Consider the following 16,370-nt stretch of genomic DNA (forward strand, 5'->3'; position numbering starts at 1 on the left):
AAGTTGCGACGAGGTTGGCATGAAACGCCTGTGGAATTTTCGGTGGTGGAAGGCATCCCTCATCGGCACCGTAACGATTGGCGCGATGTTCGGGGGCTATATTGTTTATCTCCAAGCGAGCGGGAATTTTCACGCCGTCATCGCGGATCAGCTCTACCGTTCGGCGCAACCCTCGCCTGAGCAGCTGGCATCTTACGTGCGTAGTCATGGCATCGAGACGGTCATAAACCTGCGCGGGATGCACGTTGGCAAGAAATGGTATGCCGACGAGATTGCAACTGCACGCGGTCTCGGCGTTCAGCATATCGACTTCGAAATGTCGCCGTCCAAGGTCTTGTCGCCCGAGCGCGCCGAGCAGCTGCTGGCGATCATGAGAGCGGCACCAAAGCCCATCCTTCTCCACTGCCAATCTGGCGCCGATAGGACAGGGCTCGTGTCGGTCCTCTACAGCCAACAAGTGGCCGGTATCAATGAGGACGTCGCCGAGCGTCAGCTCTCGGTCTACTACGGCCATATTGCCATTCCTTACCTGTCGGGAACCTACGCGATGGACAGGAGCTGGAAGGGCCTCGAAAGGTATTTTGGGATCCAGGGGTAGCCGAACGGCCGCAGCGCTTGCCAAGGTTATTCAGGTGACTGTCAGAAAATCCGGTCATGGCTGGCGAATATTCTTCGACGGCCATCAACTACAGATGATTCGATCCTGGTTCCGTCGACGCCAAAATCTGGACGCGGAGACGACCAATTGGAAGATAATGCCACCAAGGTCCGCCTGATCGAGCGGCGGCCCGCAATCGGCAGCGTGACGCTTTGCCTTGCTACGACTCTCTACCTGCTTCTTGTGACAAACAGATCGTTCTGGAGCACGGCCTTTAGCTATTTTGCGTCCGATCATCTCTCGTTCGTGCTCTTTGTCGTCGGCATTTCGGCTGTGAGCATGGCAATCATCACGGCCTTCTCCGCCAAATATGTCACCAAGCCTTTTTTGATCTTCTTCGTTCTCGCGGCAGCCGCCGGCTCCTGGTTTACCGATCAGTTCGGCGTGGTCGTGGACAAGGAAATGATCCGCAACGCGGCGGTGTCGACGGGCGCGGAGGCAGGGCATCTGATAACAACGCGTTTTGCCCTTTATTTGATGCTCACTGGTATACTTCCGTCACTCGTCATCCTCTGGGTACGCATCCGGCATCGCCCGGTGCTGTCCAAACTTGCTCATAATACCGGCGTGATCGTGGCTTGCCTGGCTGTCTTCGTCGTGGTCGGATTCGGCGACTACCGTGCCTTTGCGGGCGTCGGGCGCGCCCACAGAGACATCCTCGACCGGCTGAACCCATTCGTACCGATCACCAGCACCATTCGCTTTGCGGTTTCGTCCGAGCAGGATGCGCATGTCGTCGCCGAGCCGCTCGGTACGGATGCGCATCGGGTGAACACTGCCGGCCTTAACAAGCCGCGCGTAACGATCATCGTTGCGGGCGAGACAGCGCGTGCCGATGACTTCTCGCTTGGCGGTTATGCGCGGAAAACCAATCCGGAGCTCGAAAAGCGGAACGTTGTCTATTTTCCGAAAACGACCAGCTGCGGCACAGCGACGGCAATTTCTATCCCGTGCATGTTTTCGGTCTATCCGCGAACAGCCTATACGCACCGGAAGGGCCTTGCGACCGAGAACCTCCTCGACGTGCTGAGCCATGCCAAGGTGGACGTATCCTGGCTGGATAATGACACCGGCAGCTATCATGTCACCGACCGGGTCCCGTTCACGTTCTTGCCGGAGTCGGCCGATCCACGTTTTTGCAAGGATGGTGAGTGCCTCGACGCTATCCTTCTCGACAAGGTCGACGATTGGCTCGACCACGTAAAGGGTGACAGCGTGCTGGTCTTGCACCAGCTCGGAAGCCATGGGCCAGCCTACTTCGCTCGTTATCCCGATGAATACCGACGTTTCGTTCCTGATTGCCAGGCGAATGATTTCGGCAGCTGCACGGCCGAAGAGATTACCAACGCCTATGACAATACGATCCTCTACACGGACCACATTGTCTCGACGGTCATCGATAAGCTCAAGCAGCATTCCGACAAGGTTGCCGGTGCAGCGATCTACGTGTCGGATCACGGTGAATCGCTTGGCGAAAACGGAATCTACCTGCATGGCGCGCCCTATATCGTAGCGCCGTCGCAGCAGACGCACGTGCCGTTCCTGGCGTGGGTCAGTGACGATCTCGCGAAGGGGGCCGGCTTCGATATGAGTTGTATGGCTAAGCAGGCAGACAGGGACCGTTCGCACGACAACTTCTTCCACAGTGTGCTCGGGCTCATGGACGTGGCGACCAAGGCCTACGATCCGAATCTGGATGTTTTCGCCGGATGCCGCCGACAGGCGGATAAACTCGCAAGCCTTCAGCGATGAGACAGCGAGGCTGCTGCAACGCAACAGCCGGAATAGGCTCTATCGTTGTATCGATTGCCTCGGGATGCCAATCCAGCTCTCAGTGCTTGTGGTTTGCCGCTTTCATCCGCTCTGAAAGCTCGGAGAGCCCGAAGGGCTTCACCAGGAAATCGTCCGCGCCGCTTCGCAGGCCCTCGATCTGATCCGAAGTCTGGTCGTGCGCCGTCAGAATGATGACGGGGACGGAGTTCGCTTGTCGTCTAAGCGCCTTCAATAGGGTTAAGCCATTACCATCGGGCAAGCGCAGGTCGAGCAGGATGACGCCGTATTTGCCGGTTTCGGCCGCTTGGGTTGCTTCCGCGAGATTGAGGCACCAATCGACCGAATGACCGTCGGCCGCGATGTGATCGCGCACGGCGTCTCCCAAAAGGACGTTGTCCTCGACCAGCAATACGTTCACACGCTATCTCCCTTGAATGCCTGCCTTCCGGCGGCATCCTCCATGGCCATGACGGCGTCTATCCGTCGCCAGGACTTCTAATGAGATCGCTAGCTGACAATGACCTTAAGGCTTTGCGGGGATCGGCATTAAACGCGGTTGTGATCCCGGCTTCCTCGGCACTGGCCTGCAGGTGAGAATATATGTCGGCGTGCTGCCAGGTCATGTCGGCATTCCGACATCAGAACCGGCGAGCAGCGAAAGCTCGTTGGCGGTCTTCATCACCATGGTGATCGTCTGGCTGATATCGGGCGCTGCCGAGGCATTGACCAGCGCGATATAGGGGCAGGTGAGGGCCGCAATGCAGCGTCCGTCCGGCCCAAGGATAGGAGCGGAAAGGTTATTGACGCCTGCCGTCTGGGCGCTCGCCATCATTTCGTAACCGTGTTCGCGGATCTGGGCGAGGCGCTCGTAAAATTCTGGTCCGAGATTCACTTCCGCGCGGCTGCGCACGTGTTCCGCGATCATCATCTGCCGCTCTTCATCGCTTCGGAACGCAAGAAGCACGTGGCCGGAGCCGGTGTCGAAGAGACTGATGTGCGACCCGATGCGGATCGAGAGACCCCAGTAATCCGGCGCCTCGTGCTGCGCGATCACCACCGCCGAACCGCGGTCAAAGACGACCAGGTGGTTCGCCTGTTTGGTCTTCTGCGCTAGTTCACGCATCAATGGCATTGCGAAAGACGCCAGCCGGCGTGTTGGCGCGTGCAACTGGGCCAGCCCGAATAGCTTGAGTGTCAGTGTAAACCGGTCACCCTCCAGCTTCGTCACGTAGCCGCGGCGGACGAGGCGATCGAGCATGCGATAGAATTCGTTGGGGCTACGATCGAGACGCTTGGCGATCTCCGCCTGGGTCAGCCCTTCCTCGACGCTGGCCAAAAGCTCGAGGATATCGAGCCCCTTGTCCAGCGCCGGAGCGCGGTACCGATCAGCGTCATCTGCTTCCATCAATTTCTCCTGTGAATGCCACCTTACATATACAAATGCGTAGCTGCCGAAAAGCGCAGTGTGCAGCTCGGTTCGGTCGGTAGCGTCGCCTGTATATGAAAAAGAACCTCATATATGGGTAGGTGCTTGCCGGCGCGAACTGCCGATCCGCAGCGCGTGGCGGACCTTAGTAGTGAACTTCTTCATCGACTATGGAAAACGGGCAGGTTAGGCTCGCGCTCTTGAGGTGAGGCTGTTCGTGTTCCGAGGATTCTGGTGATGTTTTTGACTGATGGAGAACTAAGCGAAATCAAAGCGTTTCGACGGGAACTTCATCGCAATCCGGAAGTCTCGGGTGAGGAGGCGGAAACCGCATCCCGCGTTACAGAGGAACTCGGCCGCACGAGGCCAGATCGCATCGTTGCCGGCATCGGCGGCCATGGCCTCGCGGCCGTCTATGAAGGAGCGGCATCAGGTCCGACGATCATGATCCGTGCGGAACTGGATGGCCTGCCGATCGAGGAAATCTCCGATGTCGCGCACCGTTCGACGGTGCCGGGCAAGGGCCACCTTTGCGGCCATGACGGTCACATGGCGATCCTGATGGCACTCGCGAAGGGTCTTGGGCACGAGCGGCCTGCGAAGGGGCGGGTTATCCTGATGTTCCAGCCGGCCGAGGAGAACGGTGCAGGGGCAGCGGCCGTGCTTGCCGATCCGAAGTTTGCGACGCTGACGCAGGATCTATCGCTCTCGCTTCATAACTTCCCGGGTATCCGGCTCGGACACGTCCTTCTCAAGGAGGGGCCGGTCAATTGCGCATCGCGCGGAATGAAGATCATTCTAAAGGGTAAGACATCGCACGCCTCTTATCCGGAGCAGGGCATTGCGCCGACTTTCGTGCTGGCGCGGTTGCTCGGTGATCTGACGGCGTTGGGCAACAATGGGCCGCTGGGGCCGGACTACTCGCTGGTTACGGTCACACATGCGCGGCTCGGGGAGCCGGCATTTGGGATCAGTCCCGGCGAAGCGCAGATCTGGGCGACCCTGCGGACGCTGACCGATGAAGCGATGGCAGCGTTGGTTTCCCGCGCCGAGGAACTGGTGCAGACCCAGGCGAAGGCCGGGCAATTGCAGGTGGAGATCAGTTACGAGGACGTGTTCCGCCAGTGCTACAATTCCGCCGAAGCGGTCAAGGAGCTGCGGCGTGCCCTGGATGACGAGGGCGTCAGCCATGACGATGTCAGTAGCCTGCTGCCAATGAAAGCTTCTGAAGACTTCGGTCTGTTCCGGACTGTGGCGCCCGCAGCGATGTTCTTTCTCGGGGCGGGTGAAGATCATCCGCGACTGCACAACCCCGACTACGATTTTCCCGATGAGCTGATCGCGACCGGATCGCGGGTCTTCATGCGCGCCATCAGGAACATTCTCGGCCGAGCTACCCTCCGGCGGCCCCTGTAGTAGCTGCCGGACATTCCCGCCGGTGATTGGCCGATGGCGAGGACCCTGCTTCCGTTCCGTCGGCGCGGTGCCTTCGCATCTCCGGTCAAATTAGATCGCAATCCCTGATCGACTTGGGAGTGGATTTGCGCAATATTTTCAGCATCGGATGCATGCGCGGTTCGCGCAGCGTCACGTCGGAACCATTTGACTTCCTCCAGAGTGCAATGGGATTAGCATGTTTGCTCAAGACATCATGAACACCGACATCACAACGATCAGCGCCGATAGCAGCATCCATCAGGCAATAGACCTGATGGTTGCCAAGAATATCAGCGGCCTGCCTGTTATCGACAACGATGGCAATGTTTGTGGCCTGCTGACAGAAGGAGACCTCCTCCGGCGCATCGAGTTCGGTGGCGGCAGATCGGCCGGCAAGCCGGATGAGACGTCGCTCGTCGACCTCGACGACTATATCCGAAGCCGCAGCTGGCGGGTATCGGATGTCATGTCCGCAAGCGTGATCAGCGTGACGCCGGATACGCCGGTTGCGGCGATCGCCGAGGCGATGTTCCGGCACAAGATCAAGCGGGTGCCCGTCGTCAGCGACAAGCGCCTTCTCGGTATCGTCAGCCGTATCGATCTCCTCAAAGCAATCGTTGCGGCGCCGGCCGAGAGAACGGCAAGTGGTGACGATGCTCTCGCCCGCGCCATCCGCGCGCGACTGCAGGGTGACCTTGGTCTCGACACCGATGCGATCAAGGTATCGGTTCAGGATTCCAGAGCGGTGCTTGAAGGGACCGTATCGAGCGAACTGGAGCGGCGCGCCATCCGTGTCCTGGTAGAGAACCTCAAGGGCGTCAGCGGCTTCATCGACAAGCTCGGTGTTGCCTGATCGGAGATCCTCAGGCTACCGTACGGAGAAGCTTTTTCGCTTGTGTTGCCATCAGTCGTTCTTCGTTGGTCGGGATCACTAGCGTTTTGAAATCACCCAGGAAGCGCAGCCTTCGCAGGATTGCCTCGCGGACAGGGGCGGCGTGCTCGCCAATCCCGCCCGTAAAGACAAGCGCATCGATGCCGCCTAGGGAGACGGCCATCATCGCGATATGCTGAGCCGTTTTGCGGGCAAAATACTCGAGCGCAAAGGCGGCTTTGGGATCGTCGCTTTGAAGCAATGCCTCGACGTCGTTGCTGATGCCGGACAAGCCTTTCAGGCCCGAACACTCATAGAGGATATCCTGGACCGCTTCGACGCCGAGCTCCAGGTCGTGGATCATGTAGAGAACGGCGCCCGGATCGATTGAGCCGCTGCGGGTTCCCATAGGAATGCCGTCGAGCGCGGTCATGCTCATCGTCGTATCGACGCTGACGCCGTTCTTCAACGCACAGAGGCTGGCGCCATTGCCGAGGTGGCCAACAACGACACGGCCGGCATGGAGGTCCGGATAGTCCTTGGACAGCACCTGAGAAATCCAATCATAGGAAAGCCCATGGAAGCCATAGCGGCGCATGCCTTTGTCGCGCATCTCCTGCGGTAGTGCGAAGCTGCTGGTCAGCTCGTCGTGGCCTGCGTGAAAGGCTGTGTCGAAGCAGGCAATATCGGGCGCTCCGCTCGCGATTCTCGCCGAAGCGGTGATACCGGCGAGATTGTGGGGTTGGTGAAGCGGCGCTAACGGGATCAGCGCCTCGAGGCGGCGCATCACATCCGGCGTGACAATGACGGGCTCTCGGAAGGTCTGCCCACCATGGACGACGCGATGGGCAACGGCTGTTGTGCGCCAGCCGTGATCGTGCCCGCCTATGAGCTCGGTCACCGCGCGGAGTGCTAGATTGTGATCAGTGCTCGCGGGCAGGGTACTTCGCGTCTCCTCACCATTGGGAAGCTTCGCACGCATCTCAGGCGTGTCACCAATACCGGTGACCTTGCCGCTCATCAGCACGTTTAGGTCCCGTTCCGCGAAGATCTGAAACTTCAGGCTCGATGAACCGGTGTTGAGAACAAGCAGCGTGTCGATCATCGAATTGTGCTCCGAGGCCGATCAAGAGAGTACAAAAGCGAGACGGTGTGTCAGGGCGTCGCAATTGCCCTGCGCCGGCACTGAGTACCCCTCTGCTGCGGCAGGGTGGCCGCAGAAGATGCAAGTGTCAAATTGTTTCTGTTTCAGGATTCGCGTATAACGAGTTCTTTCTCACGTGGCGTTGCGGTGGATCAAATCCTGCCTTTATGCGGTAATGGTCGCCGGCTCTATTCCCGAGGGTTTGGACTTGCCGTGGTCGATGCGGGCAGGCTCCAGCGTGTTATGGTTGTGGGCAGCTCGAGCACCACGCTACTCGATTTGGGAGGGATGGGAATGGAAATGCAGCTATCCATTGCTGCTCGCCCTGAAGCGGTCAGCTTCGATCCTAGCCGGACTGCCGTCATGGTCATCGATATGCAGAACGACTTCGGCTGCCGTGGTGGAATGTTCGATCGCGCCGGCCTTGACGTCGCGCCCATCGCGCATCTCGTTCAGCCGATTTCGCGGTTGCTCGAAGCGGCGCGGCGTAACGCATTGCTCATCGTCTACACCAGGCAAGAGCATAATGCGGACCTTTCCGATGCCGGTAACGAAGATGCTCCGCATCGCATCAAGCACAAGCGCCTGAATATCGGGGCAGCCGTGGTAGCCCCAAACGGCATCCAAAGCCAAATCCTGGTGCGCGATACCTGGAACACTGCAATTATCCCGGAACTCGAGCCCCAGCCAGGCGACGCCGTGATCTCCAAGCATCGCTACAGTGCATTTTTCGAAACGTCGCTCGATACCCTCCTTCGCGCCAGGAGGATCAACACGCTCATCTTCACCGGTGCCACGACCAGCATCTGCGTTGAGTCCACAGTCCGTGACGCGACTTTTCGCGACTATCGTTGCATCGTGCTTAGGGACTGTACGGCAGAACTAATCGCGGCTGACACAATGCGCAGCAACCATGAAGCGTCGCTGCTCGCAATCGAGCTGCTCTTCGGTTGGACAGCGGAGTCCGAGGCGGTGATTGACGCCTTATCCAGAAGTGCAAAAGCCGGGTAGGGGGCAAGCCGCAACCGCCGCTGATCGGTGCCCCTACTCACAAAATCCTCTGAGATCTCAGGATTTTTCTCTTTTCGGGTTGCGCCGATCGGCCTATCAAGCGGTAGTGCTGTTCGGCACGCCTCGGATCCCGCTTCTGTGTCCATTCTATCCGGATGCATCCATTCCACATCGGCAGATCAATGACAGCTATGCAGACGACTGAGAAAGACGATGTGGAGAGCATCCGCAGGGCAAAGATCGTCGCGCTGGTCGTTGCCGTTTCGTTTTTCATGCAGATTCTCGACGGCACCATCGTCACCACTTCATTGCCGCAGATGGCGGCGAGTTTTGGCGTTCAACCGATATCCATGAGCATCGGCATCACGGTCTATATGCTGACGATGGCGGCCTTCATTCCGCTTTCGGGATGGCTTGGGGATCGATACGGCGCACGGCGCGTCTTCATGGCCTCGATCGCCGTCTTTACGATCGCATCGCTCTTCTGTGGGCTCTCCGATGGGCTTGCGGAGTTTGTCATCGCCCGCGCGGTGCAGGGCGCGGGCAGTGCGCTGATGACGCCGGTCGGCCGGATCATTGTCCTCAAGAATGCCCGCAAATCGGAGCTCGTCCAGGCGATCGCGCTGATAACCTGGCCGGCGCTGACGGCTCCCGTTGTCGGTCCGCTGCTCGGCAGCTTCATCACCACCTACGCAAGTTGGCATTGGAACTTCCTCATCAATGTGCCGATCGGGGTGCTCGGCATGGCGCTGGTTCTTCGTTTCGTGCCGGAACAGCGCGAGGAAGATGCCGGGCGGCTGGATTTACTTGGCTTCGTTCTCAGCGGCGGCGGATTGACCTTCCTGCTGGCAGCACTTGAGTTCTCGGTGAAGTGGCATGGCGGGCTGGTACCAATTTTGCTGATGCTGGTGGCAGGGCTCGTGCTCTCGGTCATGGCGACCCGGCATTTCCGGCGAGTCAGCAATCCATTGCTCGATCTCTCTGCCTTCAAAGTGCAAACCTTTGCGATCGCGACCCTTTCAGGCGGGACGGCGAGCCGTCTCGCGATCAACGCGACGCCCTTCCTCTTGCCGCTCCTCTTCCAACTCGGATTCGGATTGAGCTCGATCGAAGCGGGTGCCTATCTGCTGGTCTACTTTCTCGGAAACCTCGGCATGAAGGTCGTCACGACACCGCTGCTCGCCAGGTTTGGATTTCGCGCGGTGCTCTTCTTCAACGGGTTGATTGCTGCATCGGCGATTGCCGCCTGCGGCTTTCTCGTACCCGAGACGCCGCGTATTGTTATCTACGTGCTGTTGATGACCGCGGGTCTCTCGCGCTCAATGGAATTCACGGCACTGAATACACTGGCCTTTGCCGATATCAGTTCTGCACAACGCAGTTCGGCTTCCACTCTGTCGAGCATGCTGCAGCAGATTTCGATGTTGCTCGGCGTGGCGATCGCGGCGGCGGTGCTCAACATCTCCGTCGCCTTGCGCGGTGTCGAGGGGCCGGGGCTCGTCGATTTCCGATGGGCGTTTCTTGTCGTCGGCGCAATCGGCATCATATCGTCAGTGAGCTTCCTGCGGCTGGTGCCGGATGCAGGCGCCGAGGTGTCGGGTCACAAGATCGGCACGAAATAGTTGGCCGCCGTGCAGTCGGGCGGCTCTCGCGGGAGGAAATATGAAACTCGGATATGTCTGCACGCCACAGGAGGTCTTCGACTTCTGGTTCGAGGAGTGCGGCCGCGATCAATGGTTCAAAGCGACGACGGAGCTTGATCGGGATATTCGCAAGCGCTTCCGCGACACGCATCTTGCGCTCTCGCGCGACGTGTCGGAGGAGTGGCGTGCGACGCCCCACAGCAGGCTTGCCGCAGTAATCGTGCTGGACCAGTTTCCTCGCAACATCTACCGCACGACACCGCTCGCCTTTGCCACCGATGGGCTTGCGCTGCGGGAAGCAAAGCTTGCCGTGGAAGCTGGCGCCGACCAGCAGGTCAGCCCGGAATGCCGGACGTTCTTTTACATGCCCTTCGAGCACTGCGAAGATCTGGCCGAGCAGGATCGTGCCGTGGCACTATTCAGGGCGCTTGGCGATGAGGAATATATCGACTATGCGCTTCGCCACCATAAGGTGATCGCCGCCCACGGTCGATTTCCGCATCGAAACGCCATCGTCGGACGACAATCGACCGTGGCAGAACTAGAATATCTGGCACAGCCGGGTGCAGGCTTCTGAGCGCGTCGCCTTTCTGTTGCCTTTCTTTCTTATGAAAAACTGGACTCCAATTTTGATCCAGAACCTTCCGAGCGGGGATATTTTGCGGCCGACCCAACTCTTGCTTCGCATTTTCCTAGTCGCTGCGCTGGCGACCGTTGGCGCGAGCCTTGTAAGCGCGCAGGCGCCTCAACCGCAGGCCGAGCAACAGCCCCAGGCGACCGAGCAGGCTTCAGTTGCTGACGGTCCGATCGAGCAGGCCGCTAAGGCGCTGGAGAAGGCAAAGCAGGACCTCGTCGCGCTCGAGGACGGCGTAAGGCAGAAAGGCGACGATGACGACGCGCTGGTGGCTCTCGCCGGAAAGACCGACGAACTTGGGCGCTCGGTTCTCAACATATCCGTCGGCCTCCGGCCGCGGCTCGACCAGATCAAGAACCGCCTTGGCGAGCTAGGCGATCCACCAAAGGAAGGGCAGCCGGCCGAAGCGGAGATCGTTACGACCGAACGCAACGCCCTGACGGCCGAGCGCGCCCAGATTAACGCCGTTACCGGTGATGCCGAGACCCTCTCTGCTTCCATCAGCAAGCTTGGTAACGTTATCGCTGAAACACGCCGACAGCTTTTCGCCGCGACCTTGCTGCGACGCACCGATGTCTCGGTTTCTGTTATTGACGATGCGGCGCGCGCCTTCGTCCAAGAGGGGTCGGAGTTTGTCCAAGCCCTTGGAAGCTGGCTGGGATTTGTACTGAAGTTCAAGGCTTTCGCGTTCTTCGCGGCCATCTTCATGTCGCTTGTGACGGCGTTGGTGCTGTTGTCCGGCGGTTACCGCATCTTCGGTCGCTACCTGCAGCGTAAGGAAACGGACGAGCAGCCCTCCTATATCAATCGTCTCTCGATTGCTTTCTGGTCGACGCTGATCCGGACGTTCGCGCTTACTACGCTCCTGGTGACCTCCTATTTCTTCCTCAACAGTTTCAACGTTCTGAGACCGGATATCGCGCCGATCATCGGGGCGCTCTTCGGTGCGATCGGGTTGATCTATTTCGTCAGGCGTTTCACCAATGCGGTGTTCGCACCGAAGGAGCCGCAATGGCGTCTCGTCAAGCTTTCCAACCGCGGTGCGAGTTCCATCGGAGCCTGCTTGCTCGCGATGGCCATCGTCAATGCGCTTGACTACCTCTTCGGCAGCATCAGCGAGGCGATGGGGTCCCCACTCGTCCTGACCGTGGTCAAAAGTTTGATTGCGGCATTGATCATCGGCTTCATCCTGATTGCTGCCTCGTTTGGCAGGCCGATGCTGGCGCGAAATGGCGATCCTGACGCGCCGGGACGCCATTGGCCGCGGGGCATGGCGATCATTCTGCGCGTCCTGGGTGCGGGGCTGATCATAACCGCGCTGACTGGTTATGTCGGGCTTGCGCGCTTTGTTGCGACCCAGTTGATCATCACCGGCGCGATCATCGTCACGACCTATATCGGTCTCCTGTCGGGCAAAGCGATTTCACGCAGCGAGACTTTTGGCGAGACATCGCTTGGTCGTTTCCTCCAAAAGCGTTTCAAACTCGGCCCTGTTGCCATCGACCAAGCGGGCCTGTTGGTTGGCATGTGCATCTCGGCCGTCGCGCTGATAGTTGGGATTCCGCTGGTGCTGCTCCTGTGGGGCTTCCACATCCAGGATCTTGAACTTATCGCCTATCGCCTTCTCACGGAGGTCAGGCTGGGTGGGATCAGCATTTCGCTGGTCGGGATAATGACTGGTGTCCTTCTCTTTGCAGGCGGCTACCTGCTGACGCGCTGGATCCAGCGCTGGCTCGACAGCAACGTCATGGCGCGGAGCCACGTCGACCTCGGCGTTCGAAATTCGGTCAAGACAGGAATCGGCTACCTTGGCGTTGGTCTTGCGGCGATTGTCGGCGTTTCCGCTGCGGGCATCGACCTCTCAAACCTCGCGCTCGTTGCCTCGGCGCTTTCGGTCGGCATCGGTTTCGGCCTCCAGAACATCGTGTCGAACTTCGTTTCCGGTCTGATTTTGCTCGTAGAACGGCCGTTCAAGGTCGGCGACCACGTGGTTTCCGGTACCGCTGAGGGCATCGTGAAGCGCATCTCCGTGCGCGCAACCGAGATCGAGACATTCCGCAAGCAGTCGATCATCGTGCCGAATTCCGAGCTGATCAACGCATCGGTCGGTAACTGGACCCATCGCAACAAGATGGGGCGCTCCGAAATTCCGGTTTCGGTGAGCTACGATTCCGATCCGCAGAAGGTGATGGACATCCTGCTGGAGCTGGTGAATGCCGTGCCTGTCGTCCTGCGCAATCCTGAGCCGCATGTCGAGTTCCTTCGCTTCGGGCCGTATTCGCTGGATTTCGAGCTTCGCTTCATGCTTGCTGACATGGGGGACGGCCTGAAGGTCCGGAACGATCTCCGGATCGCGATCCTCAAGAGATTCAGGGAGGAGGGCGTCCAAATCCCGCTTCCGCAAAGCGATGTCGTATTCCATCGCCAGCCGGACCAAGTCGGAGGGGCAACTCCCGCAAGCAAGGCGCCGGCGAAGATCGAAGATGTCTCCGAGACGAGCGAAATGGACGACGAGGCCGGCACTGTGCGCCGGTTGCGCGGTAAGTCGGCTGATGGCAATCTCAAGGGGTAAAGGCGTTGTTCAGCGATCGTTCAGAGCGGTCGCCGTATAACGCCTGCAATCGGGTTTTCGCTGCTGGGGGCAGCAGCGCCGAGACGCTCCGAGGGAGGGCGCAACATCCGCGCCGCACTGCATGGCAAGATTTGCCGTCGTACTGCTTTTTTCGCTCATGGCCGTAGGCCAAACTCACGCAGCTTCCATCACCAATACCGATAGCGCCGCTGTTGTGATCGTCCTTTCCGAGGGCGGTCACAAGATGCAGCTCGTGCTCGATCCTGGTGCATCCGAGACGTTCTGCCAGTCGGGCTGCTTCATCACAACGCCTGACGGTGATCGCATCGGGCTCGATGGCGGCGAAACGATCGACATCATCAAGGGATCGGCCGTCGTAAAGTGAACGACGGCGCGCTCTGATCACAATTTTTGTCCACGGATTTTCGACCAAAGGCCTTTTGCGGCTTGCCTATTTGCATGCAGTCGCGGCAAGCTTTTCGCATGTCGTAAACAGGCATTTGGCAAGCCCGGCCTCGCTGCATAGTTCGCTAAGGCGATTTCCGTCGGCGGCATTCGTCGGACAGGTTAGTAGAACAGAGGGTAATTCTCCATGAAGACACATGCGCGCGCAGTGGTCATCGGCGGCGGCGTCGTTGGCGTTTCGACGCTTTATCACCTCGCCAAGAAGGGCTGGGACGATGTCGTCCTGATCGAACGCAAGGAACTGACCTCCGGTTCGACATGGCATGCCGCGGGTCTGCTGCCTTTGTTCAACATGAGCTACTCGGTCGGCCAGATCCACAAGTACTCGGTTCGGTTCTATCAGGAGCTTCAAAAGGAAACCGGCATGAACGTCGGTTTCAGCCAGGTTTCCAACATTCGTCTGGCGCGCACCAAGGATCGCTGGGACGAGTACATGTACTATGCCGGCATCGCGGAGACGATTGGCGTCAAGGTCAACGTACTGACGCCGGAGCAGGTCAAGGAGATTTGGCCGCTCTGCGAGACGGATGGTCTCCTCGGCGCGATCCAGCATCCCGATGACGGCTACATCCAGCCTGCAGATCTGACCCAGGCGCTCGCCAAGGGTGCGCGCGACCGCGGTGCCACGATCTATCGCAACACCACAGTCACCGCGATCGAGCAGCAGCATGATGGCCTCTGGAAGGTGACGACGGAAAAGGGCGAGATCACGGCAGAGCACATCATCTCCTGTACCGGCAACTTTGCCCGCAAGACCGGAGAGATGGTCGGGATCAACATTCCGGTTATCCCGGTCGAGCACCAGTATATCGTCACCGAGCCGCATCCGGCGATCCTCGAGCGCAAGGCCAAGGGCCTGCCGGAGATGGGCGTGCTCCGCGAATCCGACAGCGCCTGGTACATGCGCGAAGAGAATGGCGGCCTCATTCTCGGGCCGTACGAGCACGGCGCGCCAGTCTGTTACGTCAACGGTCCGTCGGATGAGAGCGAGTACGAACTCTTCCAGGAAGAGCTCGATCGCCTGATGCCGCATATCGAGACCGCGATCGCCCGCGTCCCTGCTTTTGGTGAAGTCGGCATCAAGAAGGTCTATAACGGCGCGATCGCCTATACGCCCGATGGCAACCCGATTGTTGGTCCCGCACCGGGCCTCCGCAATTTCTGGCTCAACGAGGGGCACTCCTTCGGGATCACCGCAGCCGGTGGCGCCGGTTGGCAGTTGGCGGAATGGATCGTGGATGGCGAGCCGACCGTCGACATGATGGGCGTCGATCCGCGTCGTTTCGGTCCCTATGCGACCGAAGGCTACCTCATCGCCAAGAACGAAGAGGCCTACGCCAACGTCTTCACCATGCACTATCCCGATGAAGAGCGCGGTGCCGCTCGTCCGCTGAAGACGACGCCGGTCTACGATCGCCTGAAGAAGCTGGGTGCTGTTTTCGGTTCCGTCTATGGCTGGGAGCGCGCCAACTGGTTTGCACCTGAAGGCTACGACCTGCCGAAGGATCAGATTGGCGTTGGCGAGGATGTCCTCACCAACCATAATCACTCCGATCCTGAAGAGGATGGTCGCATCCTTGAACGCTGGTCGTTCCGGCGCTCGAACTACTTCGAGCATGTCGGCAACGAAGTCATGAATGTGCACAAGAATGTCGGTGTGCTCGACATGTCCGCCTTCGCCAAGATGGAAGTCTCCGGCCCCGGCGCACGCGCCTGGTTGGAATCGATCTTTGCCAACGCCATCCCGAAGAAGCGCGGTCGCATCGCGCTCTGCCATATGCTGACGGTTCACGGTGGCGTTCGCGCCGAGTTCACGGTCTATGAATGGGCTCCGAACCGCTTCTACCTTGTGTCAGCCGGCGCCTACGAGGCGCACGACCATGACTATTTGCGCGGGCTCGCGCCGACCGATGGTTCCGTTCGGCTGCAGCAGATCACGCAGCGACTCGGTGTGCTGGTGCTTGCCGGTCCCAAGTCGCGTGACCTGCTCAAGAAGCTCACGCGGACGAGCCTTGAGAACAAGGACTTCCCGTGGTTGTCGGGCAAGGAGATCTCGATCGGCGTTGCGAGCGCACATGCGCTGCGCGTCAATTTCGTCGGCGAGCTTGGCTGGGAATTGCATCATCCGATCGAGATGCAGAACTACATCTTCGACAAGCTGATGGAAGCCGGGGCCGAATTCGGCATCAAGCCGTTCGGTATTCGCGCGATGCTGTCGATGTCGATCGAGAAGTCCTACCGTCTCATCCCCCGCGAGATGTCGATCGAGTACAACGCCTATGAATCGGCGCTTGATCGCTTCATCAAGCCGGAGAAGGAGTTCCTCGGTCGTGAGGGGCTGTTGGCCTACAAGGACAAGGGGCTGAAGTGGAACTTCGCGACCCTCGTCGTCGAGACCGGCAACGATGTCGATGCCCGCGGTTCCGAAGCCATCTACAACGAGGCTGGCGAGCTCGTCGGACGTGCGACAAACGGCACCTTCGGCTTCCGCATCAATCGGTCGCTGGCGCTGGCGATGCTGCGTCCCGACTACGCCAAGGAAGGCACGAAGCTGAAGATCAAGATCCTCGGCACGACGTACAACGCCACCGTCGTCGGCGAGAGCCCCTTCGATCCGGACAACGCCGCGCTGAGGGCATAGTCCTTTAAGCATGTTTCGAAGAAAGTCAGGGCGGCCCTCGTGGCCGCCTTTTTGTTGGTCAGTGACCGCAGCCGATTAATACTTATTCAAACCGG

Annotated in this window: 13 protein-coding genes; 10 read left to right on the plus strand and 3 right to left on the minus strand. The window is 59.3% G+C overall.

Annotated features, from left to right (window positions below; genetic code table 11):
• Positions 1–19: 19 nt before the first annotated feature.
• Positions 20–598: a dual specificity protein phosphatase family protein gene (locus AC1DPR_RS00090; protein WP_018854683.1), complete on the plus strand. Its 579-nt coding sequence runs from the start codon at positions 20–22 to the stop codon at positions 596–598.
• Between the two features lie 147 nt (positions 599–745).
• Positions 746–2,410: a phosphoethanolamine transferase gene (locus AC1DPR_RS00095; RefSeq protein WP_477815570.1), complete on the plus strand. Its 1,665-nt coding sequence runs from the start codon at positions 746–748 to the stop codon at positions 2,408–2,410.
• 79 nt (positions 2,411–2,489) lie between these two features.
• On the opposite strand, the gene AC1DPR_RS00100 is transcribed toward AC1DPR_RS00095, so the two are convergent.
• A complete protein-coding gene (locus AC1DPR_RS00100; protein ID WP_018117053.1) occupies positions 2,490–2,849 on the minus strand; it encodes a response regulator in 360 nt (119 codons plus the stop codon).
• A 201-nt stretch (positions 2,850–3,050) separates the two neighbouring features.
• Positions 3,051–3,836 (minus strand): IclR family transcriptional regulator, encoded by a 786-nt coding sequence (locus tag AC1DPR_RS00105; RefSeq protein ID WP_018854686.1) that lies wholly within the window; start codon positions 3,834–3,836, stop codon positions 3,051–3,053.
• A 258-nt stretch (positions 3,837–4,094) separates the two neighbouring features.
• On the opposite strand from AC1DPR_RS00105, the gene AC1DPR_RS00110 reads away from it, so the two are divergent.
• Entirely contained in the window at positions 4,095–5,273 is a 1,179-nt protein-coding gene (locus tag AC1DPR_RS00110) for an amidohydrolase (protein ID WP_018854687.1), read from the plus strand.
• A gap of 217 nt (positions 5,274–5,490) precedes the next feature.
• On the plus strand, positions 5,491–6,147 hold the full coding sequence (locus AC1DPR_RS00115) for a CBS domain-containing protein (RefSeq protein ID WP_018854688.1): 657 nt from the start codon (positions 5,491–5,493) through the stop codon (positions 6,145–6,147).
• Between the two features lie 10 nt (positions 6,148–6,157).
• Here AC1DPR_RS00115 and AC1DPR_RS00120 read toward each other — a convergent pair whose 3' ends face one another.
• Positions 6,158–7,270, minus strand: coding sequence for an acetate/propionate family kinase (locus AC1DPR_RS00120; RefSeq protein WP_169680147.1), 1,113 nt, complete (start codon positions 7,268–7,270; stop codon positions 6,158–6,160).
• A 105-nt stretch (positions 7,271–7,375) separates the two neighbouring features.
• Here AC1DPR_RS00120 and AC1DPR_RS00125 point away from each other — a divergent pair, with 105 nt between their 5' ends.
• The 6 genes from AC1DPR_RS00125 to AC1DPR_RS00150 all read left to right on the plus strand — a co-directional run bounded on the left by AC1DPR_RS00125 (position 7,376) and on the right by AC1DPR_RS00150 (position 16,275).
• The gene (locus tag AC1DPR_RS00125; protein ID WP_477815571.1) at positions 7,376–8,320 is read left to right on the plus strand and encodes a cysteine hydrolase family protein; all 945 of its coding nucleotides are present in this window, start codon (positions 7,376–7,378) and stop codon (positions 8,318–8,320) included.
• A gap of 182 nt (positions 8,321–8,502) precedes the next feature.
• Positions 8,503–9,942, plus strand: coding sequence for an MFS transporter (locus AC1DPR_RS00130; protein WP_026371450.1), 1,440 nt, complete (start codon positions 8,503–8,505; stop codon positions 9,940–9,942).
• Between the two features lie 40 nt (positions 9,943–9,982).
• Positions 9,983–10,540: a DUF924 family protein gene (locus tag AC1DPR_RS00135; RefSeq protein WP_477815572.1), complete on the plus strand. Its 558-nt coding sequence runs from the start codon at positions 9,983–9,985 to the stop codon at positions 10,538–10,540.
• Positions 10,541–10,571: 31 nt separating this feature from the next.
• Entirely contained in the window at positions 10,572–13,169 is a 2,598-nt protein-coding gene (locus tag AC1DPR_RS00140) for a mechanosensitive ion channel domain-containing protein (protein ID WP_477815573.1), read from the plus strand.
• Positions 13,170–13,290: 121 nt separating this feature from the next.
• On the plus strand, positions 13,291–13,554 hold the full coding sequence (locus AC1DPR_RS00145) for a hypothetical protein (protein ID WP_192306538.1): 264 nt from the start codon (positions 13,291–13,293) through the stop codon (positions 13,552–13,554).
• A gap of 207 nt (positions 13,555–13,761) precedes the next feature.
• On the plus strand, positions 13,762–16,275 hold the full coding sequence (locus AC1DPR_RS00150) for a GcvT family protein (protein WP_477815574.1): 2,514 nt from the start codon (positions 13,762–13,764) through the stop codon (positions 16,273–16,275).
• Positions 16,276–16,370 lie beyond the last annotated feature (95 nt).

The organism is Rhizobium sp. 01T417, assembly GCF_056398905.1.